Origin of the sequence: Aeromonas australiensis (assembly GCF_000819725.1) — a bacterium.
GTDB lineage: Bacteria > Pseudomonadota > Gammaproteobacteria > Enterobacterales > Aeromonadaceae > Aeromonas > Aeromonas australiensis.
On sequence record NZ_CDDH01000075.1, the window covers coordinates 1 to 19390 of the forward strand.

16 protein-coding genes are annotated in these 19390 nt (G+C 58.6%); 4 read left to right on the forward strand and 12 right to left on the reverse strand.

Annotated elements, in window-relative coordinates; all coding sequences use genetic code 11:
- The 7 genes from BN1117_RS13950 to nagB all read right to left on the reverse strand — a co-directional run.
- Positions 1 to 2761 (reverse strand): efflux RND transporter permease subunit (locus BN1117_RS13950; RefSeq protein ID WP_040098317.1); only part of this gene is annotated, 2761 nt, incomplete at its 3' end.
- A 73-nt stretch (positions 2762 to 2834) separates the two neighbouring features.
- Complete coding sequence (locus tag BN1117_RS13955) at positions 2835 to 4385, reverse strand: efflux RND transporter periplasmic adaptor subunit (protein ID WP_040098358.1); 1551 nt, start codon at positions 4383 to 4385, stop codon at positions 2835 to 2837.
- A 272-nt stretch (positions 4386 to 4657) separates the two neighbouring features.
- The gene (locus BN1117_RS13960; protein ID WP_052441523.1) at positions 4658 to 5140 is read right to left on the reverse strand and encodes a hypothetical protein; all 483 of its coding nucleotides are present in this window, start codon (positions 5138 to 5140) and stop codon (positions 4658 to 4660) included.
- Between the two features lie 101 nt (positions 5141 to 5241).
- On the reverse strand, positions 5242 to 5994 hold the full coding sequence (locus tag BN1117_RS13965) for a substrate-binding periplasmic protein (RefSeq protein ID WP_040098320.1): 753 nt from the start codon (positions 5992 to 5994) through the stop codon (positions 5242 to 5244).
- A gap of 248 nt (positions 5995 to 6242) precedes the next feature.
- A complete protein-coding gene (nagC, locus tag BN1117_RS13970; RefSeq protein WP_040098322.1) occupies positions 6243 to 7457 on the reverse strand; it encodes a DNA-binding transcriptional regulator NagC in 1215 nt (404 codons plus the stop codon).
- A 4-nt stretch (positions 7458 to 7461) separates the two neighbouring features.
- Entirely contained in the window at positions 7462 to 8607 is a 1146-nt protein-coding gene (gene nagA / locus BN1117_RS13975; RefSeq protein ID WP_040098324.1) for an N-acetylglucosamine-6-phosphate deacetylase, read from the reverse strand.
- Between the two features lie 9 nt (positions 8608 to 8616).
- The gene (gene nagB / locus BN1117_RS13980) at positions 8617 to 9417 is read right to left on the reverse strand and encodes a glucosamine-6-phosphate deaminase (protein ID WP_040098326.1); all 801 of its coding nucleotides are present in this window, start codon (positions 9415 to 9417) and stop codon (positions 8617 to 8619) included.
- A gap of 273 nt (positions 9418 to 9690) precedes the next feature.
- Between nagB and nagE the strand changes: the two genes are divergently transcribed.
- The 3 genes from nagE (at position 9691) to glnS (ending at position 15980) form a co-directional block, all read left to right on the forward strand.
- On the forward strand, positions 9691 to 11169 hold the full coding sequence (gene nagE / locus BN1117_RS13985; protein ID WP_040098328.1) for an N-acetylglucosamine-specific PTS transporter subunit IIBC: 1479 nt from the start codon (positions 9691 to 9693) through the stop codon (positions 11167 to 11169).
- Between the two features lie 121 nt (positions 11170 to 11290).
- Positions 11291 to 13954: a beta-N-acetylhexosaminidase gene (locus tag BN1117_RS13990; protein WP_040098329.1), complete on the forward strand. Its 2664-nt coding sequence runs from the start codon at positions 11291 to 11293 to the stop codon at positions 13952 to 13954.
- Between the two features lie 364 nt (positions 13955 to 14318).
- Entirely contained in the window at positions 14319 to 15980 is a 1662-nt protein-coding gene (glnS, locus tag BN1117_RS13995; RefSeq protein WP_040098331.1) for a glutamine--tRNA ligase, read from the forward strand.
- Between the two features lie 116 nt (positions 15981 to 16096).
- Here the strand turns inward: glnS and fur are convergent, their stop codons facing one another.
- Positions 16097 to 16525 (reverse strand): ferric iron uptake transcriptional regulator, encoded by a 429-nt coding sequence (fur, locus tag BN1117_RS14000; protein ID WP_005334301.1) that lies wholly within the window; start codon positions 16523 to 16525, stop codon positions 16097 to 16099.
- A 245-nt stretch (positions 16526 to 16770) separates the two neighbouring features.
- Between fur and BN1117_RS14005 the strand changes: the two genes are divergently transcribed.
- Complete coding sequence (locus BN1117_RS14005) at positions 16771 to 17244, forward strand: DUF4442 domain-containing protein (protein WP_040098332.1); 474 nt, start codon at positions 16771 to 16773, stop codon at positions 17242 to 17244.
- Between the two features lie 90 nt (positions 17245 to 17334).
- On the opposite strand, the gene fldA is transcribed toward BN1117_RS14005, so the two are convergent.
- The 4 genes from fldA to BN1117_RS14025 are packed head-to-tail and all read right to left on the reverse strand — an operon-like array spanning position 17335 to position 19275.
- Complete coding sequence (fldA, locus tag BN1117_RS14010; protein ID WP_040098334.1) at positions 17335 to 17859, reverse strand: flavodoxin FldA; 525 nt, start codon at positions 17857 to 17859, stop codon at positions 17335 to 17337.
- Between the two features lie 39 nt (positions 17860 to 17898).
- Entirely contained in the window at positions 17899 to 18195 is a 297-nt protein-coding gene (gene ybfE, locus BN1117_RS14015; protein WP_005334297.1) for a LexA regulated protein, read from the reverse strand.
- A gap of 20 nt (positions 18196 to 18215) precedes the next feature.
- A complete protein-coding gene (locus BN1117_RS14020; protein WP_005334296.1) occupies positions 18216 to 18437 on the reverse strand; it encodes a DUF2788 domain-containing protein in 222 nt (73 codons plus the stop codon).
- Positions 18438 to 18492: 55 nt separating this feature from the next.
- Positions 18493 to 19275 (reverse strand): alpha/beta fold hydrolase, encoded by a 783-nt coding sequence (locus tag BN1117_RS14025; protein ID WP_082032608.1) that lies wholly within the window; start codon positions 19273 to 19275, stop codon positions 18493 to 18495.
- Positions 19276 to 19390: the final 115 nt, after the last annotated feature.

A 19390-nucleotide genomic window follows, 5' to 3' on the forward strand; every position in this document is an offset into this window, starting at 1 on the left:
CCCCGACCGCCACCGAGAGGTTGAAGTCGAGCAGCCAGAGGGTCCAGCTCCCCCCCACCACCGCCAGCGGCAAGGTGGTGAGAATGAGCAGCACCTCCTGAACGCGGCGAAACGCCAGATAGAGCAGCAGCACGATAATGGCGACTGTGAGCGGCACCACGTAGGCCAGGCGCGCCTTGGCCCGCTCCATGTATTCGTATTGGCCGGACCAGGTGAGGGCGTAGCCTGCCGGCAGCACCAGCTGTTTGTTCACCTCGGCCTTGGCCTCATCGACGAAGGAGCCGATATCGCGGCCGCGAATATCGACGTAGACCCAGCCGTTGAGGCGCGCGTTTTCACTGCGCAGCATGGGGGCCTCGTCGCTGATGTAGACCCGCGCCACGTCCGCCAGCGCGATGCGCGCACCGCTCGGCGTCACCACCGGCAGCAGCTCGAGGCTCGCTACCGAGTCGCGATAGCTCTGGGGATAGCGCAGGTTGATGGGATAGCGCTCGCGCCCCTCGATGGTCTGACCCACCTCCATGCCGCCCACTGCGGTGGCGAGCACCGCCTGCACATCGGCGATGTTCAGGCCGTAGCGGGCCGCTTTCAGCCGGTCGATATCCACCTTGACGTAGCGGCCACCTGCTACCCGCTCGGCGTAGACCGATGAGGCGCCCTCCACCTTGCCGACAATCTGCTCAAGCTGTTGGCCGAGCTGTTGGATCACCTTGAGATCCGGCCCCGCTATCTTGATGCCGACCGGGGTTTTGATGCCGGTAGCCAGCATGTCGATGCGGGTCTTGATGGGGGGTACCCAGGCGTTGGTGAGGCCGGGGAAGCGGATAAGGGAGTCGAGCTCTTCTTTCAGCTGCTCCGGGGTCATGCCGGGGCGCCATTGATCCCGGGGCTTGAGCTGGATGCTGGTCTCCATCATCACCAGATCGGCGGGGTCGGTGGCGGTCTCGGCTCGCCCCGCTTTGCCGAACACGTTCTGCACCTCGGGCACGGTACGAATGAGCTTGTCGGTCTGCTGCAAGATCTCCCGCGCCTTGCCCACCGAGATATTGGCTGCGGTGGTGGGCATATACATGATGTCCCCCTCATCGAGCGGCGGAATAAACTCTGAGCCCAGGTACTTGAGCGGCCAGAAGCCCGCCACCGTCAACACGGCGGCGATGGCCAGGGTGGTTTTTGGACGGGCCAAGACGGCCTTGAGCAGCGGCACATATGCCTGGCTTAAGCCACGGTTGAGGGGGTTGGCCTGCTCCGCCAGCACCTTGCCGCGGATGAAGTAACCCATGATCACCGGCACCAGCGTGATGGCGAGCGCGGCAGCGGCGGCCATGGCGTAGGTCTTGGTGTAGGCGAGGGGGTGGAACATCCGTCCCTCCTGCGCCTCCAGCGCGAACACCGGCAGGAAGCTGATGGTGATGATCAGCAGGGAGAAGAAGATGGCGGGCCCCACTTCTATGCTCGCTTCGGTGATGATCCGCCAGCGGTTCTGGTCGGTGAGCGCCTCCCGCTCCATATGTTTGTGGACGTTCTCGATCATCACGATGGCGCCATCTACCATGGCGCCGATGGCGATGGCGATGCCCCCCAGCGACATGATGTTGGCGTTGATCCCCTGCAGGTGCATGACGATGAAGGCGGTCAGGATGGCGATAGGCAGGGTGATGACCACCACCAGCGACGAGCGCAGGTGGAACAGGAAGGCGAGACAAACCAGCACCACCACGGCAAACTCCTCCACCAGCTTGCCGGAGAGGTTGTCGATGGCGCGCTGGATAAGGTCGGATCGGTCGTAGACGGTGACGATCTCTACTCCTTCCGGCAGGCTGCTTTTCAGCTCTGCCAGCCGTTTCTTGACCCCGTCGATGGTGTGCTGGGCATTCTCGCCGTAGCGCATGACGATGATGCCGCCCACCACTTCCCCTTCGCCGTTGAGCTCGGCGATGCCACGCCGCATCTGGGGGCCGGTGACCACATCCGCCACATCACCCAGCAGCAGCGGGGCGCCGCGCACAGTGGTGCCGAGCGGGATCTGTTTTAAGTCCTCCACGCTTTTCAGATAGCCATTGGAGCGCACCATATATTCCGCTTCCGCCATCTCGATGACGGAGGCACCGGTCTCCTGATTGCCCTGTTTGATGGCGGTCTCGATAAGGGAGAGCGGGATGCCGTAGGCGCGCAGCTTGTCCGGATCGACCCGCACCTGATACTGGCGCACCATGCCGCCGACGGTGGCGACCTCGGAGACACCATTGACGGTCTGCAGCTCGTACTTGAGGAACCAGTTTTGTAGGGAGGTGAGCTCGCTGAGGTCATGCTTGCCGGTTCTGTCCACCAGGGCGTACTGATAGACCCAGCCCACCCCGGTGGCATCGGGGCCGAGCTGGGGGCGGGCGGAGGCGGGCAGGTTGGGGGCCACCTGGCTCAAATACTCCAGCACCCGGGCGCGGGCCCAGTAGAGGTCGGTGTTGTCGTCAAACAGCACATAGACGAAGGAGTCGCCGAAGAAGGAGTAGCCGCGCACCGTGGTCGCCCCCGGCACCGCCAGCATGGCGGTGGTAAGCGGATAGGTCACCTGATCCTCCACCACCTGGGGCGCTTGACCCGGGTAGGAGGTTTTGATGATCACCTGCACGTCGGAGAGATCCGGCAGGGCATCCACCGGGGTCTGTTTGACCGACCAGAGCCCCCAGGCGGTGAGCATGACAGTCAGCAGCAGTACCAAAAAGCGGTTGCCGATGGACCAGCGAATAATCGACGGGATCATGATCTGGCTCCTTGCTCATTCGGTGCAGAGAGCGAAGTGCGGTTGCCTGCGAGACAGCGAACGAGGGAGGAAATCATGATTTCTTCTCCATCGCGGGCATCGCCATCTGATGCTGGCTATGGTCCATGCCTTCCATCTTCTCCATCTCATCCGTTGCAGGCTTGGCGTTGCCCTCAGTAACGGGTGCCTTCTCCTGATGGATGGAGATGATGCGGTACTCATCCCCCTCCTGCATCACCTGCAGGTGCAGGGTCTGCCCTTCGGTGAGCTTGCTGATATCGACCCCGTCGGCCACGGTGAACTCCATCTCCATCGCAGGCCACTGCCACTCGGGGATGGGTGGGTGTGCCACCATCAGGGTGCGGTTGGCCAGATCGATGCTTTCAACCTCGCCCTGGGTCCACACCAGGGTGGGGCGTACCGCCGTCATGCGCTGGAAGTCCGAATCGATAGCCGACTCCGAGTCAAGCAGGAACTGGGCCGATCGGACTATGCTGTCCCCTGCCTCTACCCCCGCCGTGATAGCGACCTTGTCGCCAAACTGGGGGCCCAGGGTGACGGCCACCGACTTGAAGTTACCATCCCCCAGTGCCAGCACCAGCCGGTCCTGACTGCCGGTGCGGATCACCGCTTCGCTCGGCACTACCCGCTGGGGTTCACCCTGCCCGGTGCGAATGCTCACCTTGGCAAACATATTGGGTTTCAAAAACTCGTCCGGGTTGGCAAAGCGCAGCCGCACCTTGAGGGTGCGGGTGGTGGCATCCAGGGTCGGGTAGAGGTAATCGACCCGCCCCTGCCAGTGGCGGCCGGGGGCATAGTCGAGGGTCATGGTGACCGGATCCCCCACCTTCAGCTGGGCGGCCTGGCGCTCGAACACCTCGGCACTCACCCACACCTGTTTGAGGGTGCTGATGTTAAACAGCGCTGCGGCGGGCTCCACATACTGGCCCTCGCGCACCTTCAGCTCGGAGACATAGCCGCTGCTGGGGGCATAGATACGTACCGTCTCCTGCACCTGACGGCTGCGCTTGAGGGCCGCTATCTGATCCGCCGGTACCTGCAAGGATTTGAGCTTGCCCTCGGCGGCGCGCAGCAGCAGCGGGTTGGCTGTGCCCTTTGTGTTGCTTACGCCTAGGGCGAGCAGGTACTCGTGCTGGGCGTTGACCAGATCCGGCGCGTAGAGCTCGTAGATAAGGCTCCCCTTGCTCACCTGCTGCCCTTCGCTCTTGATGGCGAGGGTGCGGATCCAGCCCGCCATGCGGGCGTTGACCGCCTCCAGCCGATCTTCGTCATAACCGACATAGCCCACCGTCTCGATCTGCTGGTGGATAGGCAGCTTCTCCACCTTGGCCAGTCTCACCCCCAGGTTCTGCTGGATCTCGGGGCTGATGGTGACAGTGCCCGGTGAGCCGCCCTGTTTTTCCTCATAGACGGGGATAAAGTCCATCCCCATGTTGTCCTTGGCCGGGCCATCGCGCTTGTCGCGGGGATCCATGGGGTTGACCCAGTAGAGTGGGGTCTTGACTTTGGCCTTGGCGCTATCGTGGCTCTGTTTGGCAGCCCAGTAGCCGCCACCAGCGCCAAGGGCCAGCAGCAGAGCCGATACCAGCAGTTTCTGGCTCATCGGACACCCCCACTCAGCGGGAGAGGAGCAGGGCAGTTGGCGGTGACTAAGCCGCGAATAGGGGTCAGTGACATCATATCTCTTCTCTTGTGCAGGCCGCCGGATGGGAGATGGACAAGGCATCACCCAAGGGATTGGCGGCAAACGGGGCGCAGCTGTGTCAGTGCGCACGGCGCCCTGTGAGCGGGCCGGTTTGGCCGGGGCACAGGGTCAGGCAAGGCGGCAGAGAACGGGCAAGCTGAGGCTGGCCTGTGCCGCAAGAGAAGGACTTTCTAGTGACGCAGCACCGACAGCATCAGGTGCCGGCGCGGCCAGGAGGGAGGATGGGAACCACGGGATCTCAGGAAGGGATCCCGCAACCAGTTGTCCAGCACACTGCTTGCCGTACCCAGGGGCAGCAACAACAGCGGCAAGATAAACAGGGAGAGCAGCATGCCAAATAGCGGCAAGAGGTTGGTGCCACTCGGGGTGCCGCTCTGCATCTTGCAACTGTCAGCGCTGGTTGTTGTTTCGTTGCCTTGATGGCAGGAGGAGATCACTCGGTTGGCAGAGTGAGGCGCCTCGATGAGGGCGTCAGGCTTGGCATCACTCGAAACAAGCGGCAATGCTGACATATGGTGATTGGGCATCGCCTTGGCGTGAGTGAGCGGCACAATAGAGCGGACAAGACCGTCGAAGGAGAGAGATGGACCATGCATGCTGACGCACAAGGTCAGGTTGCAGACAAGCAGCAGCGCCAGCAATAGCCGGGCCATCAGAACAGAGGGTAATCTTGTTGCAAGCCGGGTGAGTGACAATCAGAGCATCCTGCAGGAGCCAGAGTTATCTGACTCTAAACCTTGCTTCTGGTAGAAGGTCAAGGAGAGCGCTGTCGTTGTTGCTCCAGATAGATATCGCTGTATTTCTCCAGCAGCTGTTCGATCCACTGGTTCATACCGGGTGCTTGCAGCATGGGTTCCAGTTGTTCAAGGGTGGCGAGATGGGGAGACTTCAGGGAGAGGGAGATATAGAGCTCTCCCTGCTGCAGTGGCCATGGCAGATCGGCCAGACCACTATTTGGATAGTTTTCCCGCAAGAAAAGGCGTCCGGGGGCGCGGCCATAAGGGACAAAATCTACTCTGTCGTTGGCTAGCAGGCCAAACATCTGTTTGAGGGTGTTGACCCTGTGGATGCGGGTATGGTCTTGCAAAAAACCATCCAGCTCGCTGCCGAGGCTGACACCAATCATCATGGCGCCCCGCAGTCCGGTCAGATCCTCCCGTCGTTGCAACAGGCGGTTGCTGGGCTGACGCACAAACACCGCCATGTCGTTGATGCCCATGGGCGTCTGGGTAAAACGGGAGTAGCCTTCTCTCTCTCTGTTGCGCAGTGCACAGATATTGATGTCCACCTCGCCCGCTTCCACCTTTTGCTGGCAGCGAGCCCAGGGACCGACATAAGAGAGATCCACTTTGAGGCCGAGGCGTTGATAGAGTGTACTTACTACCTCGGCGCAGACGCCCACGATCTTGCCGTCCGTGTGCCAGTTCCACGGAGGATAGTCATGATGGCCGCAAGCCGTGAGGGTCGAGCTTGCCAGGGTGGCAGAGAGCAACCAGTGGATCAGCATTAAATCATTCCCGAATGATGTCCCCTGATTCTAGATGAAGATGGAGGCATGAATTCAGATAATAGGTGCAACGCCCATGCATTGAGGAGAGGGGGGCAACAGCCGATAGGGGCACGCTTCTTCTCGCAAGGGGCTCACATTTTTCTGGCTTAGGTGGCTCCCAGTTCAGCGATACTCAACGGTCAGCAGCAGCCAATAGAAAACGGCAGCGAGTGGCTGCCGTTTTGTTATCTCGCAAGATCAGAGCCTTACTTCTGCTCCATGATGATCTGCAGAAGATCACCCTCCAGCAGGGCGCGCTTGACCAGCGCAAAGCCGCCATAGGTCGGCTGGTTCTGGAAGCGGGCTTTCACGATAGGCAGGCCACGGTGGAAGCTCGGCAGGGATTGATGCTCAACGCAGCGACGGATAGCCGGGAAGAGGATCTCTTCGGCGGCGGTGATTTCGCCGGCGATCAGCACTTTCTGCGGGTTGAACAGGTTGACCGTGATGGCCACCGCCCGTCCCAGATGCTCACCCACGTTCTCGATCACGCTGCGGGCCAGTTCATCGCCCGCCAGCGCCGCCTTGCACACCTCCCCAATGGTGATGTGCTTCTCTTGCAGCGCGCTCTGGTGGCCGCGGCTGATAAGCTCCTTAACCTTGTCCACGATGGCTTCGTTGGAAGCGATGGTCTCGAGGCAGCCAAAGTTGCCACAGTGGCAGCGCTTGCCCAGCGGCTCGACCTGAATATGGCCGATCTCGCCGACGTTGCGATTCTGACCAAGGAACACCTGCCCCTTGGTGATGATCCCCGACCCCGTCCCCTGATGGACGCTCACCAGGATCGAATCCATGCAGTCGCGGGACTCGCCGAAGAAGTGTTCGGCCAGCGCCAGCGAGCGGGTGTCGTTGCCCACGTAGCAGGGGAGGTTGAAGTGGTTCTCAAGCAGTTTGGCCAGCCCCAGATTGCGGATCTGGTACTTGGGGGTGTAAATGACCATGCCCGATTCCGGGTTGACCAGACCCGGCATGGTCAGCGCGATGCTGATGAGGTTGCGGCTGCGTTCGCTGTTGGCATCGATAAAAGCGCCAATCTCCCGCAGCAGCATGTCGACCACGGGTTGCTGGTCGATCTCGGTCACCTGAATGGCGTGCTGGTCGAGCTCCTTGCCATCGAGGTCATAGAGACTCAGCTGCAGGTAGCCACGGCCCAGCTTGGCGGAGACAAACTGAAAGCGATGCTTGATGGTGGTCAGGGAGATGGCGCGCCGTCCGCCGGTTGAGGCTTGCGGCGAGGTCTCCTTGATCAGACCATGCTCGATCAGTTGCCGGGTTATCTTGGTCACGCTGGCCGGGGCCAGCTGACTCAACTCGGCAATTTTGACCCGGGAGATGGGGCCTTGCAGGTCGATGAGCCGATACACGGCTGCACTATTGACCTGCTTGATAAGATCTACGTTTGCTATTTGTCCGCCAGTCATGATGTCACTGTTGTGTGTAGTGTCCGTTAACCACGGTCCCACGGACCGTGAAGTCCTGATCGAAGACAGTAAGGTTGGCGATTTTACCGACCTGGATACTACCGAGACATGAGTCCCATCCAATGGCGCGCGCGGGGTAGAGGCTGGCCATTCTCAGTGCTTCATCGAGCGGTAATCCGACCTGCTTGACCAGATTCTCCACCCCCTCAATCATGGTGAGGGAGGAGCCGCCGAGTGTACCATTCTCGTCGACACACTGACCATCGCGTAAAAAGACGGTGGTGCCACAAAAATCAAATTTCTCAAAGCCTTCCGGTGCGCCAGCGGCGGCGGTTGCATCGGTGACCAGCACCAGTCGCTCACCCAAGATTTTGTGGGCCAAGCGCACATTGGCCCAGTGCACATGATGGCCATCGACGATGACGCCGGCGTAGACATCCTTGCGGTCATAGATGGCGCCCACGACACCCGGCTCGCGACCGTTGAGAGTCGGGGTCATGGCGTTGTAGAGGTGGGTCGCAAAGCGAATACCGTTATCAAACCCGGCCATCGCCTGCTCGTACCCTGCAGCAGAGTGACCGGCCGAGACCAGGATCCCGGCCTCCACCAGACGGCGGATATGCTCAGGTGCATTGCGCTCCGGTGCCAGGGTGATCTTGGTGATGGCATCGGCGTTGGCACAGAAGAAGTCGATCATCTCGTCAGCGGGCTGACGAATCTGCGCGGCAGGGTGGATCCCCTTGCGCTTGAGGTTGGTGTAAGGCCCTTCCAGATGGACGCCCAGCACCTCGTTGGGATGGGCAGCCATGTAGTCACGGGTCACCGCAACGGCCTGCTTCATGTCAGCATCAGGGCTGGTGATCAGAGTCGGCAGAAAACTGGTGGTACCGGACTTGAGGTTGGCTGCCTGCATGGTGGCCAGGGTCTCGACAGTTATCTCGGTGTTGAACATCACCCCGCCACAGCCGTTGAGCTGCACATCGATAAAGCCGGCGGTCAGGTTGGCACCCTTAAGGTCAATCTGTTCAACCTCGGCCGGCAACTCGGCCAGGTGAGAGACGGCGACAATCTTGTCGCCCTCGATAAGCACCCCGTAACCGGTCAGCACGCAGCTGCCGGTGTAGAGGGTGCAGTTGGTCAATGCGTACATGATTGCTCCTTACAGTCTGCCGATGTTAGCCGCTTCCAGCTGCTGGAAGTAGCGAACGGTCTTGACCTTGAGCTCCATGGTGGAGGGCTCATCGCACACCATCATTCCCTTCGGATGCAGTTGCAGGGTGGAGATGGTCCACATGTGGTTGACGCTGCCTTCCACCGCGGCCTGCAGGGCCAGGGCCTTACCGTGGCCGGTGACCAGGATCATGATCTCTTCCGCATCCATCAGGGTGCCGACACCCACGGTCAGGGCCAGCTTGGGCACCTGCTCCATATCGCCGCCAAAGAAGCGGGAGTTGGCGATACGGGTATCTTCGGTCAGGGTCTTGATCCGGGTGCGTGAGGCCAGGGAAGAGGCCGGCTCATTGAACGCGATGTGGCCATCGTTGCCTACGCCGCCCATGAACAGGTGGATCTTGCCGTAGGACTTGATCTTGTCTTCGTAGCGCTTGCACTCGGCCACCAGATCCTCGGCATTGCCGTTGAGGATGTTGATGTTCTCCGGGCGAATGTCGATGTGGTTGAAGAAGTTGTTGTGCATGAAGCTGTGGTAGCTCTCCGGGTGATCTTCCGGCAGGCCGACGTACTCGTCCATGTTGAAGGTGACTACGTGCTCGAAGCTCACTTCACCGGCTTTGTGCAACTCGATCAGGCGCTTGTAGGTGTTGAGCGGGGTGCCACCGGTGGGCAGGCCCAGTACGAAAGGGCGTTCGCTAGTCGGCTTGAACGCGTTGATGCGGTCAACGATGTAACGAGCAGACCACAGGCCTACTTGGCTGGCAGATTTCAACGGGATCAGGCGCATATGGGATACCTCTGTGTCGGGTTGCGACCGGTTTGGCGGTGGCAATTGGCTAAGACGGATTCAAGTTGTTTTATAGCGTAAATAAAGATTGCGAACTAAGCCACATCTATCCACCACCTTTATCTTGTTTGGGTGATAACGATCACGATTATCGGTTTATTAATTTGCGCAGCGAAATAAAAGCCCTAGACTGCCAATCAAGCCTTGATGGCTTATGCGTCAAACGTGATAAGCACTTAATTTCTAGAAAAACATTAACTAAGGAGAGGAACCGTGAACATTCTCGGTTATTTGCAAAAGATCGGCCGTGCCCTGATGGTGCCGGTAGCGGTATTGCCTGCCGCCGCGATCCTGATGGGGGTTGGCTACTGGATTGACCCGAATGGTTGGGGTGGTGACAGTGCGCTGGCCGCCTTCCTGATTAAAGCGGGCGCAGCCATTATCGATAACATGTCTGTGCTGTTCGCCGTTGGTGTGGCTTACGGTATGTCCAAAGATAAAGACGGTTCCGCTGCCCTGGCCGGTCTGGTCGGTTTCCTGGTGGTGACCACTCTGCTGAGCCCGGGTGCCGTGGCCCAGATCAAGAGCATCCCGCTGGAAGAGGTTCCTGCTGCATTCGGCAAGATCAACAACCAGTTTGTCGGCATCCTGTGTGGTGTGATTGCCGCCGAGCTCTACAACCGCTTTAGCAGCGTTGAGCTGCACAAGGCGCTCTCCTTCTTCTCCGGCCGTCGTCTGGTACCGATCGTAACCTCCGTGGTGATGATCATCGTATCCTTCATTCTGATGGCGGTATGGCCGGCCATCTACGGTGGTCTGGTTGGTTTCGGTGAATCCATTGTGAGCCTGGGTTCCACTGGCGCTGGTATCTACGCCTTCTTCAACCGTCTGCTGATCCCGATTGGTCTGCACCACGCCCTGAACTCCGTGTTCTGGTTCAACGTGGCCGGTATCAACGACATCCCGAACTTCCTGGGTGGTCAGGCTACCATCGATGCCGCGCTGGCCGCTGGCAAGAGCCTTGAGCAGGTGAAAGGCGTGGTCGGTATGTATCAAGCTGGCTTCTTCCCTATCATGATGTTCGGTCTGCCGGGTGCTGCACTGGCCATCTACCACTCCGCTAAGAAAGAGAACAAAGAGAAAGTTGCCTCCATCATGATCGCAGCTGCCTTTGCCTCCTTCTTCACCGGTGTAACCGAGCCGCTCGAGTTCTCCTTCATGTTCGTGGCGCCGGTACTGTATGTCATCCACGCCGTACTGACTGGTATCTCCGTGTTCATCGCCGCCTCCATGCAGTGGATGGCCGGCTTCGGCTTCAGTGCCGGCCTGGTGGATATGGTGCTCTCCAGCCGCAACCCGCTGGCGACCAACTGGTACATGCTGATTGCTCAGGGTCTGGTCTTCTTCGGCCTTTACTACACCGTGTTCCGCGTAGTGATTGCCAAGCTGAACCTGAAAACTCCGGGTCGTGAAGATGAAGAAGAGACTGCGCCGGCTGCCGCTCAAGCTACCAACCGTACCGAGCTGGCCAAGCAGTATCTGGAAGTGCTGGGTGGTCAGGACAACCTGGTCTCCATCGATGCCTGTATCACTCGTCTGCGTCTGACTCTGAAAGACCGCAGCATCGTCGATGAGCGCAAGCTCAAAGCCCTGGGTGCGGCCGGTGTGGTCAAACTCGGTGAGCAGAACCTGCAGGTGATTCTGGGCCCATTGGCCGAAATCATCGCCGGTGAGATGAAAGCCCTGCGTTAATCGAGCGACTCGCTCACCTCAAGTCTAAGTCCATTGTTGACATAACTAAGGGCCCCGCTCAGGGGCCCTATATAAAAAAGCCAAGAAAATCCAACCTTTACTTCAAATGAGAGCAGCAGTTATGAACTTGAAACATTCTCTGTTAGCCATTGCCATGTCTACCGTTTTTGCCGGCCCTGCGCTGGCAGCCGATGCCGCCAAGCAGGCTGTGGTCGACTCCCTCGCCAACAACCTGGTGGTCAAGTATGAAGTGGTCACCAACGACGGTGCCGGTGCAGGCCTCGATTGCCAGGCGCTCGGTTCCGAGTGGGCGAGCTGTGGCGTTGCCAAGCTGCACCTGACCAATACCGGTGCTGACGTCACCTCCAAAGACTGGAGCATCTATGTCTCCTCCATCCGCCGTATCCAGCGGGTGGATAACGACCAGTTCACCATCACTCACCTGACCGGCGATCTCTATCGTTTGACGCCAACCGAGAAGTTCCAGGGCTTTGCCAAGGATGCCACGGTCGAAGTGCCGCTGGTGGTGGAATACTGGGTACTGTTCGAATCTGACATCATGCCGAACTGGTATGTCGCCAGCGAAGGTGCCGAGCCGAAAGTACTGGCCAGCATGAGTAACATCGATGATGCCAGCACCTACGAGAAGCCGATGCCAGCCGATGGCTGGAAGCGCACCAAGGATGACAACAACATCCTGATGAACAGCGAGACCCGTTTCGCGGCCAACCAGACCAGCACCCTGCTGCCTGCTGGCAAGATTGACAACCAGATTGTGCCGACGCCGCTCAAGCAAGTTGTGAAGGCGGGTCCGCAGGTTGACTTCTCCACCATCAAACTCAATGCCCTGGACTTGCCAAGCGATCGCGCCGAAGCCCTGAAGGCTCAACTGACCAAGCTGGGTGTTACCCTCTCCGACACCGGCTACCCGGTGACCATCAAGCTCGGCAGCAAGCTCAAGCAGGCCGAAGGCTATGACATGACCATCGGTCAGAAGGGCACCGTGATCCAGGGTCGCGACATCGACGGGGCATTCTGGGGCGCGCAATCCCTGATCTCCCTGCTGGGTGTGGATGACAAGCTGGTGAGCCCGATGACCGTCGAGGATGCGCCGCGTTTTGAATACCGTGGCATGCAGACCGACGTGGCCCGTCACTTCCGCAGTCTGGATACCATGAAGAAGCTGGTTGACCAGATGTCTGCCATGAAGCTCAACGTGCTGCACCTTGGCCTGACCAACGATGAAGGCTGGCGTCTGGAGATCCCGGGTCTGCCGGAGCTGACCCAGGTTGGTAGCCAGCGTTGCCACGATGAGTCCGAAACCAAGTGCCTGATGCCGCAACTGGGTTCCGGCCCAACCAGCGACAACCAGGGTTCCGGTTTCTACAGCAAGTCTGACTACGTGGATCTGGTGCGTTATGCCAAGGCCCGCGGTGTGACCGTGATCCCCGAGATCAACATGCCGGCTCACGCCCGTGCTGCCGTGGTCTCCATGGAAGCGCGCTACCAGCGTCTGATGGCGGAAGGCAAAGAAGCGGAAGCCAACCAGTTCCGTCTGACTGATCCGGCAGACACCTCCAACGTCACCTCGGTCCAGTTTTACGACAAGATGTCCTTCATCAACCCTTGCCAGCCGGGTGCTGCCACCTTCGTGGCCAAGGTAATGGATGAAGTTGCCCAGATGCACCAGGCCGCTGGTCAGCCGCTGACCGCATGGCACTACGGTGGTGATGAGGCGAAGAACATCATGCAGGGCGGTGGCTATCAGGATCCGGCCGTCACCAAGAAAGAGGAGCTGGTCGCCTGGAAAGGCAACGTCGACTCCAGCAAGCAAGACAAGCCGTTTGGCAAGTCCCCGATGTGCCAGAAGATGATCGATGATGGCAAGATCAAGGACGTGGCCGAGCTGCCTGTCTACTTCGCCAAAGAAGTGGGCGAGATGGTCAAGGGCCACGGCTTCTCCACCCTGCAGGCGTGGGAAGATGGTCTGAAGTACGCCAGCGGTGCCAAAGACTTCGCCACCGACAACACCCGTGTCAACTTCTGGGAAACCCTCTACTGGGGTGGCTTCAACGAAGCGATGAAGTGGGCCCACAAGGGTTACGAAGTGGTCCTGTCTAACCCGGATTACCTCTACTTCGACTTCCCGAACGAAGTACACCCGGCTGAGCGTGGCTACTACTGGGCAACCCGTTTCAACGACACCCGCAAGGTGTTCGCCTTCGCCCCGGAAAACCTGCCGCAGAACGCCGAGACCTCGGTTGACCGCGACGGCAACGCCTTCGTGGCCAAGGGTGACCAGGATCCGGTCAAGTTCAAGGGGATCTCCGGTCAGCAGTGGAGTGAAACTGTGCGTACCGATGCTCAGTACGAGTACATGGTCTACCCACGACTCTTCTCCGTGGCCGAGCGTGCCTGGCACAAAGGTGGCTTCGAGCTGGATTACGTGAAGAACCGCGAGTTCTCCGGCGAGACCAAGTTTGTCAACAAGGCCACCCTCAACAAAGAGTGGAACCAGTTTGCCAACGTACTGGGTCAGCGCGTGCTGCCGAAACTGGATCAGGCCGGTGTTGAATACCGCCTCTCCGTACCGGGTGCCAAGGTAGTGAATGGTGTGCTGGAAGCGAACGTGGACCTGCCGGGTCTGCCCATCCAGTACAGCCTGGACGGTACCAACTGGAGTGCCTATGACGCCGCGGCCAAGCCAAGCGTGAACGGCAAGGTTTACCTGCGTACCACCAGCTTCGATGGCAAGCGCACCAGCCGCGTCACCGAACTGAACTGATAGCAGTCAACCGTTAACATGAGGTGGGTCGCAAGACCCGCCTTTCCCAAGGGCGATGGCGTATCGGATTTGGGAAAGGTTGACTGTGCGTGTGAGCCTTTGTTGTGTGTAATTGTCTGTTTTGTTTTTCATCACTTTCAGCCCCGCCTAGTGCGGGGCTTTTTTATGCATTTGGTGCGCCATGTGCCAAGCCACGCCGTTTTTAGCGGCGCAATGGCCGGGAAATGGCCGGGAAATGGCCCGGAAGTGCCAAATTCAGGTTGAGACAGCGCCCGTAATAAGGGATCATACCCGGCTTGACGGCGGGGGGATGAGGGTGCCAGCCGGCACAACTTCCGCCAGTGACGCTTTTTTGAGGTGAGCCATGAGTCAGGCGAACAGCCCAACTAACTTTATTCGTCAGATCATTGATGAAGATCTGGCCAGCGGTAAGCACAGCAGCGTGCATACCCGTTTTCCGCCCGAGCCGAACGGTTATCTCCATATCGGCCACGCCAAGTCCATCTGCCTGAACTTCGGTATCGCCCGCGACTATCAGGGCCAGTGCAACCTGCGTTTCGATGACACCAACCCGGTTAAGGAAGATATCGAGTACGTAGAGTCCATCAAGCAGGACGTACAGTGGCTTGGCTTCCAGTGGAACGGCGAGATCTGCTACTCCTCCGACTATTTCGACAAGCTGCACGGCTATGCCATCGAGTTGATTGAAAAGGGTCTGGCCTATGTGGACGAGCTGACGCCCGAGCAGATGCGCGAGTACCGTGGCACCCTGACTGAAGCTGGCAAGAACAGCCCGTTCCGCGATCGCAGCGTGGAAGAGAACCTGGCGCTGTTTGCCAAGATGAAGAACGGCGAATTGGCTGAAGGCACCGCCTGCCTGCGCGCCAAGATCGACATGGCATCCCCCTTCATGGTGATGCGTGATCCGGTTATCTACCGCATCAAGTTTGCCCACCACCACCAGACCGGTGACAAGTGGTGCATCTACCCGATGTATGACTTCACCCACTGCATCTCGGACGCGCTGGAAGGGATCACCCACTCCATCTGTACCCTGGAGTTCCAGGACAACCGTCGTCTGTACGACTGGGTGCTGGACAACATCACCATCGATTGCCACCCCCGTCAGTACGAGTTCTCTCGTCTGAACCTCGAATACACCGTCATGTCCAAGCGCAAGCTGAACCTGCTGGTGACCGAAAAGCACGTCGATGGTTGGGATGACCCGCGTATGCTGACCGTCTCCGGTCTGCGTCGTCGTGGTTACACCCCGGCCTCCATCCGCGAGTTCTGCAAGCGCATCGGCGTCACCAAGCAGGACAACATCGTCGAGATGAGCATGCTGGAAGCCTGTATCCGTGAAGACCTCAACGAGCATGCACCGCGCGCCATGGCCGTGCTGCATCCGGTGAAAGTGGTCATCGAGAACCTGGCTGCCGACGAGGTGCTGACTGCCCCGGCCCACCCGAGCAATGCCGAGATGGGTACCCGCGAGCTGAACTTTACCCGCGAGATCTTCATCGACGAAGCGGACTTCAAAGAAGAGGCGAACAAGCAGTTCAAGCGTCTGGTGCTGGGTAAGGAAGTGCGTCTGCGCAATGCCTACGTCATCAAGGCCGAGCGCATCGAGAAAGATGCCGATGGCAAAGTCACCTGCATCTACTGCTCCTACGACCCCGAGACTCTGGGCAAGGATCCGGCCGATGGCCGCAAGGTGAAAGGGGTGATCCACTGGGTCAGCGCCACTCACTCCCTGCCAGCGGAAGTGCGTCTCTATGACCGCCTGTTCAAGGTGCCTAACCCGGGCGCCGAGGCTGACTTCGAGGCTGCGCTCAACCCGGAATCCCTGGTGGTCATCGAGGGGGCTCGTGTCGAGGCATCCCTGAAGAACGCCAAGCCGGAGCAGGCTTACCAGTTCGAGCGGGAAGGTTACTTCTGCGCCGACAACAAGCTCTCCAGCCCGGAGCATCTGGTGTTTAACCGCACTGTTGCCCTGCGCGACTCCTGGGGCAAGGTAGAAGGCTAAGCGATGGGGCAGGGGAGACCCTGCCCTGTGCGATGCCAGACGGCCTGCGCCGGACAATAAAAAAGCCAGCATCAGCTGGCTTTTTTATTGTCCGTTATCTGCAAGTCGCGGCCGACTTATTCGTCGTGCTTGCACTCACCGGTAGCACAGTGACCGTAGAGGTAGAGGCTGTGGTTGGTGAGACGGATATTGAATTTCTTGGCGATCTCGCGCTGACGCTGTTCGATCACTTCGTCGGAGAACTCGATCACCTTGCCGCAGTCGAGGCAAACCAGGTGGTCGTGGTGCTCCTGAGTAGCCAGCTCGAATACCGACTTGCCCCCTTCGAAGTGGTGACGGGTCACAATACCGGCATCATCAAACTGGTTGAGAACGCGGTAGACGGTAGCAAGACCAATCTCTTCACCCAGGTCGATCAGTCGTTTATAGAGATCTTCGGCACTGGTGTGCTGGCAGTCCGGCTGTTGCAGGATTTCCAGGATTTTGACTCGGGGCAAGGTGATCTTGAGCCCAGCCTTTTTTAACGCTTGGTTGTTGTCTGCCATATTCTACTTATTCGCATTCTCGAAGAAGGTGGGTTTATTCTGAGGGACTGCCGCGGGAATGGCAACCTTGAACTCGCTTGGCCTGTCATTATAGGTCGTAGCCTCCCTAAAAATAAACCCAGCAATTCAAGGGGTTTAGTCATAAATGGCCGATTGGATTGAAATAATCAATCGTGTCGTCCGACTTGCTGGCATGGCAGATGTTGATAAGATGTAACTTTCATATTTCTGGTCGGATGAGATCCATGGATTGGCTTTTTGACAATGCGGCCTGGGTGCGCCGTGCACTTAACGCCTGGCCTCCCTTCTGGGGCGCCGGTATCAAGATAGAGACCCTGAGCGATGATTTTCGCTACTGCCGGGTGACCCTGAAATCCCGCTGGTGGAACAAGAATGCCAACCGCACCCAGTTTGGCGGCAGCATGTTTGCCATGACAGACCCCATTTATCCGCTGATGCTGATGGGCTACTTCAAGAATCGCTATTACGTCTGGGATAAGGCTGGCAGCATCAACTACATCAAGCCTGGCAAGGGCAAGCTGGTGGCCGAGTTCAACCTGACCGAGGGCAAGCTGGCTGAAATCGTGGCGGCAACTGACGGTGGCAACAAGCACTTCCCCGAATTCGAGGTGACAGTGCAGGACAAGAGCGGCGAACTGGTGGCGCAGGTCAGGCGTACCCTCTATGTGCGGGCCAAACCGGAGCACAGAGGGGAATAACAGGGGAGAATAAAGGCAGGTATCGCAGCAAGCAGATACAACAAGGGCCCCGTCGGGGCCCTTGTTGTCAGAGGTATGAGGGGAAGCGGATTACTCCAGCTCGCCCAGGCACATCTCTTCGTGCAGCTGCTTGCACCAGCCCTTGACGCGCTCGGCGGTCAGCTCCGGCTGGCGATCTTCATCGATACCCAGACCGACAAAGTGCTGGTCATCGACCAGTGCCTTGGAGGCTTCGAACTCGTAGCCGGCAGTCGGCCAGTGACCGATGATGATGGCGCCTTTGGCTTCGACGATGTCACGCAGGGTGCCCATGGCGTCGAGGAAGTACTCGGAATAGTCTTCCTGATCACCGCAACCGAAGATGGCTACCAGCTTGTTGGTGAAGTCGATTTCGCCCAGATCGGGGAAGAAGTCGTCCCAGTCGGCCTGGGCTTCGCCGTAATACCAAGTCGGGATGCCGAACATCAGCAGATCAAAGCTCTCGATGTCGGCCTTGCTGCTCTTGGCGATGTCACGGACTTCAATCAGGTTTTTGCCCAGCTCTTTCTGGATCATCTTGGCGACAGCTTCGGTGTTACCGGTATCGCTGCCAAAAAACAGACCTACACTTGCCATAGTGTTTAGTTACCCGTATTTGGTGTTAATGCTCAACGCTCAGACTGCAATGTCCACCGCAAAAGCGGACTCAATCTGTTGTTTCAGGATAGATTGGATCAGCTCGGCTCGGCTGATGTTCTGTTGCAACGCAAGTTGGTTCAGGCGCTCCAGCAACTCGGCCTCCACCTTTAACTCTACCCGCTTCAGCCCATTTTCCCGATCGCGCTTAAGCTGGTTACGCTTGTTGATCTTGAGCTGGGTCTCGCGGGGGAGTGGATTGGTCTTTGGCCTGCCGGGGCGCTTCTCATTTGCGAACAGATCCAGTGTTGTTCGATCAGTTTGCTGTTTGGCCATACATCACAGATGAAAATAAGTTAGCCGAGTCCTGAGCCTTCCCAGCCCAGTTCGATCAGCCCCTTGGCGACAAAACCCGCACAACCCAGAAACAGTACCAACCAGACGATAAAACGGCCGAAACGGGGCACGTTGCCGCGCTTGAGCACGTCCTGAATGGCCAGGCCAATCAATATGAAAATGGCCACAAAGAATAACTTGAGGCCCAAACTTTCGATCAGGTCGATATGTTCACTTAGCATGGATTGCGCACACTCCTTATGACCGGCGCACTATATCACAAAGGATTTGAAACTGTTAACCGCCTGTCGACAGGAAATCCACAACCAATTTATTGAACAAAACCGGCTTTTCCGCATGCAGCCAGTGGCCGCTGCCCGCGATGACCCGCACCTTTGCCGCCGGGAATTGGGCCAGTGCCGTCTCGCTGTATTGGGGCTGCATATAGTCAGAATCCCCCCCTTTGATAAAGAGCACAGGCCCCTCGAAGCGGCGATCATCCTCTGGCCAGCCCATGATGTTGGCGTAGTTTTGCTCAAGGGCGGGCACATTGAAGCGCCAACCCCAGCCATGCTCGCCTCTGGCGAAGGATTTGAGCAGAAACTGGCGCACCCCGGCGATCTCGATGTGCTGCGCCAGCATGGCTTCCGCTTCACTGCGGCTTTGCGGCGGCGTGCGCAGGGTGGCGTTGAGGCCGGCAAAGACATTCTGGTGGCGGGAGTGGGGATAGGTGACTGGCGCCATATCGGCCACCACCAGCTTGGTCACCCGCGCTGGCGCCAGCTTGGCGAGCTGCATCGCCACCTTGCCACCCATCGAGTGGCCAATCAGGGTTGCGTTGGCAATCTCCAGCCGATCCATCAGGGTCAGGATATCGGCTGCCTGGGCCGGATAGCTCATCTCGCTGCCATGAAAGGAGGCGCCGTGGTTACGCAGATCAACGCTGATGACCCGGTACTGTTCGCAGAGGGCACGGGCCAGCAGGCCGAGGTTGTCGAGGCTGCCAAACAGGCCGTGGATCAGAATGACTGCCGGGCCCTGCCCCTGCTCCTTGAAGTTCAATATGCTATTTTGTTGCAAAATGACACCTTGTCGGTCGTGGGTGCGTATCGGTGTTTTATTTAACGCACTGGAAAGAAAAGGATTTCGTCCAACGGATGGGGAATAAATGTGGTTTTTTTTCTAAAAAATCCCG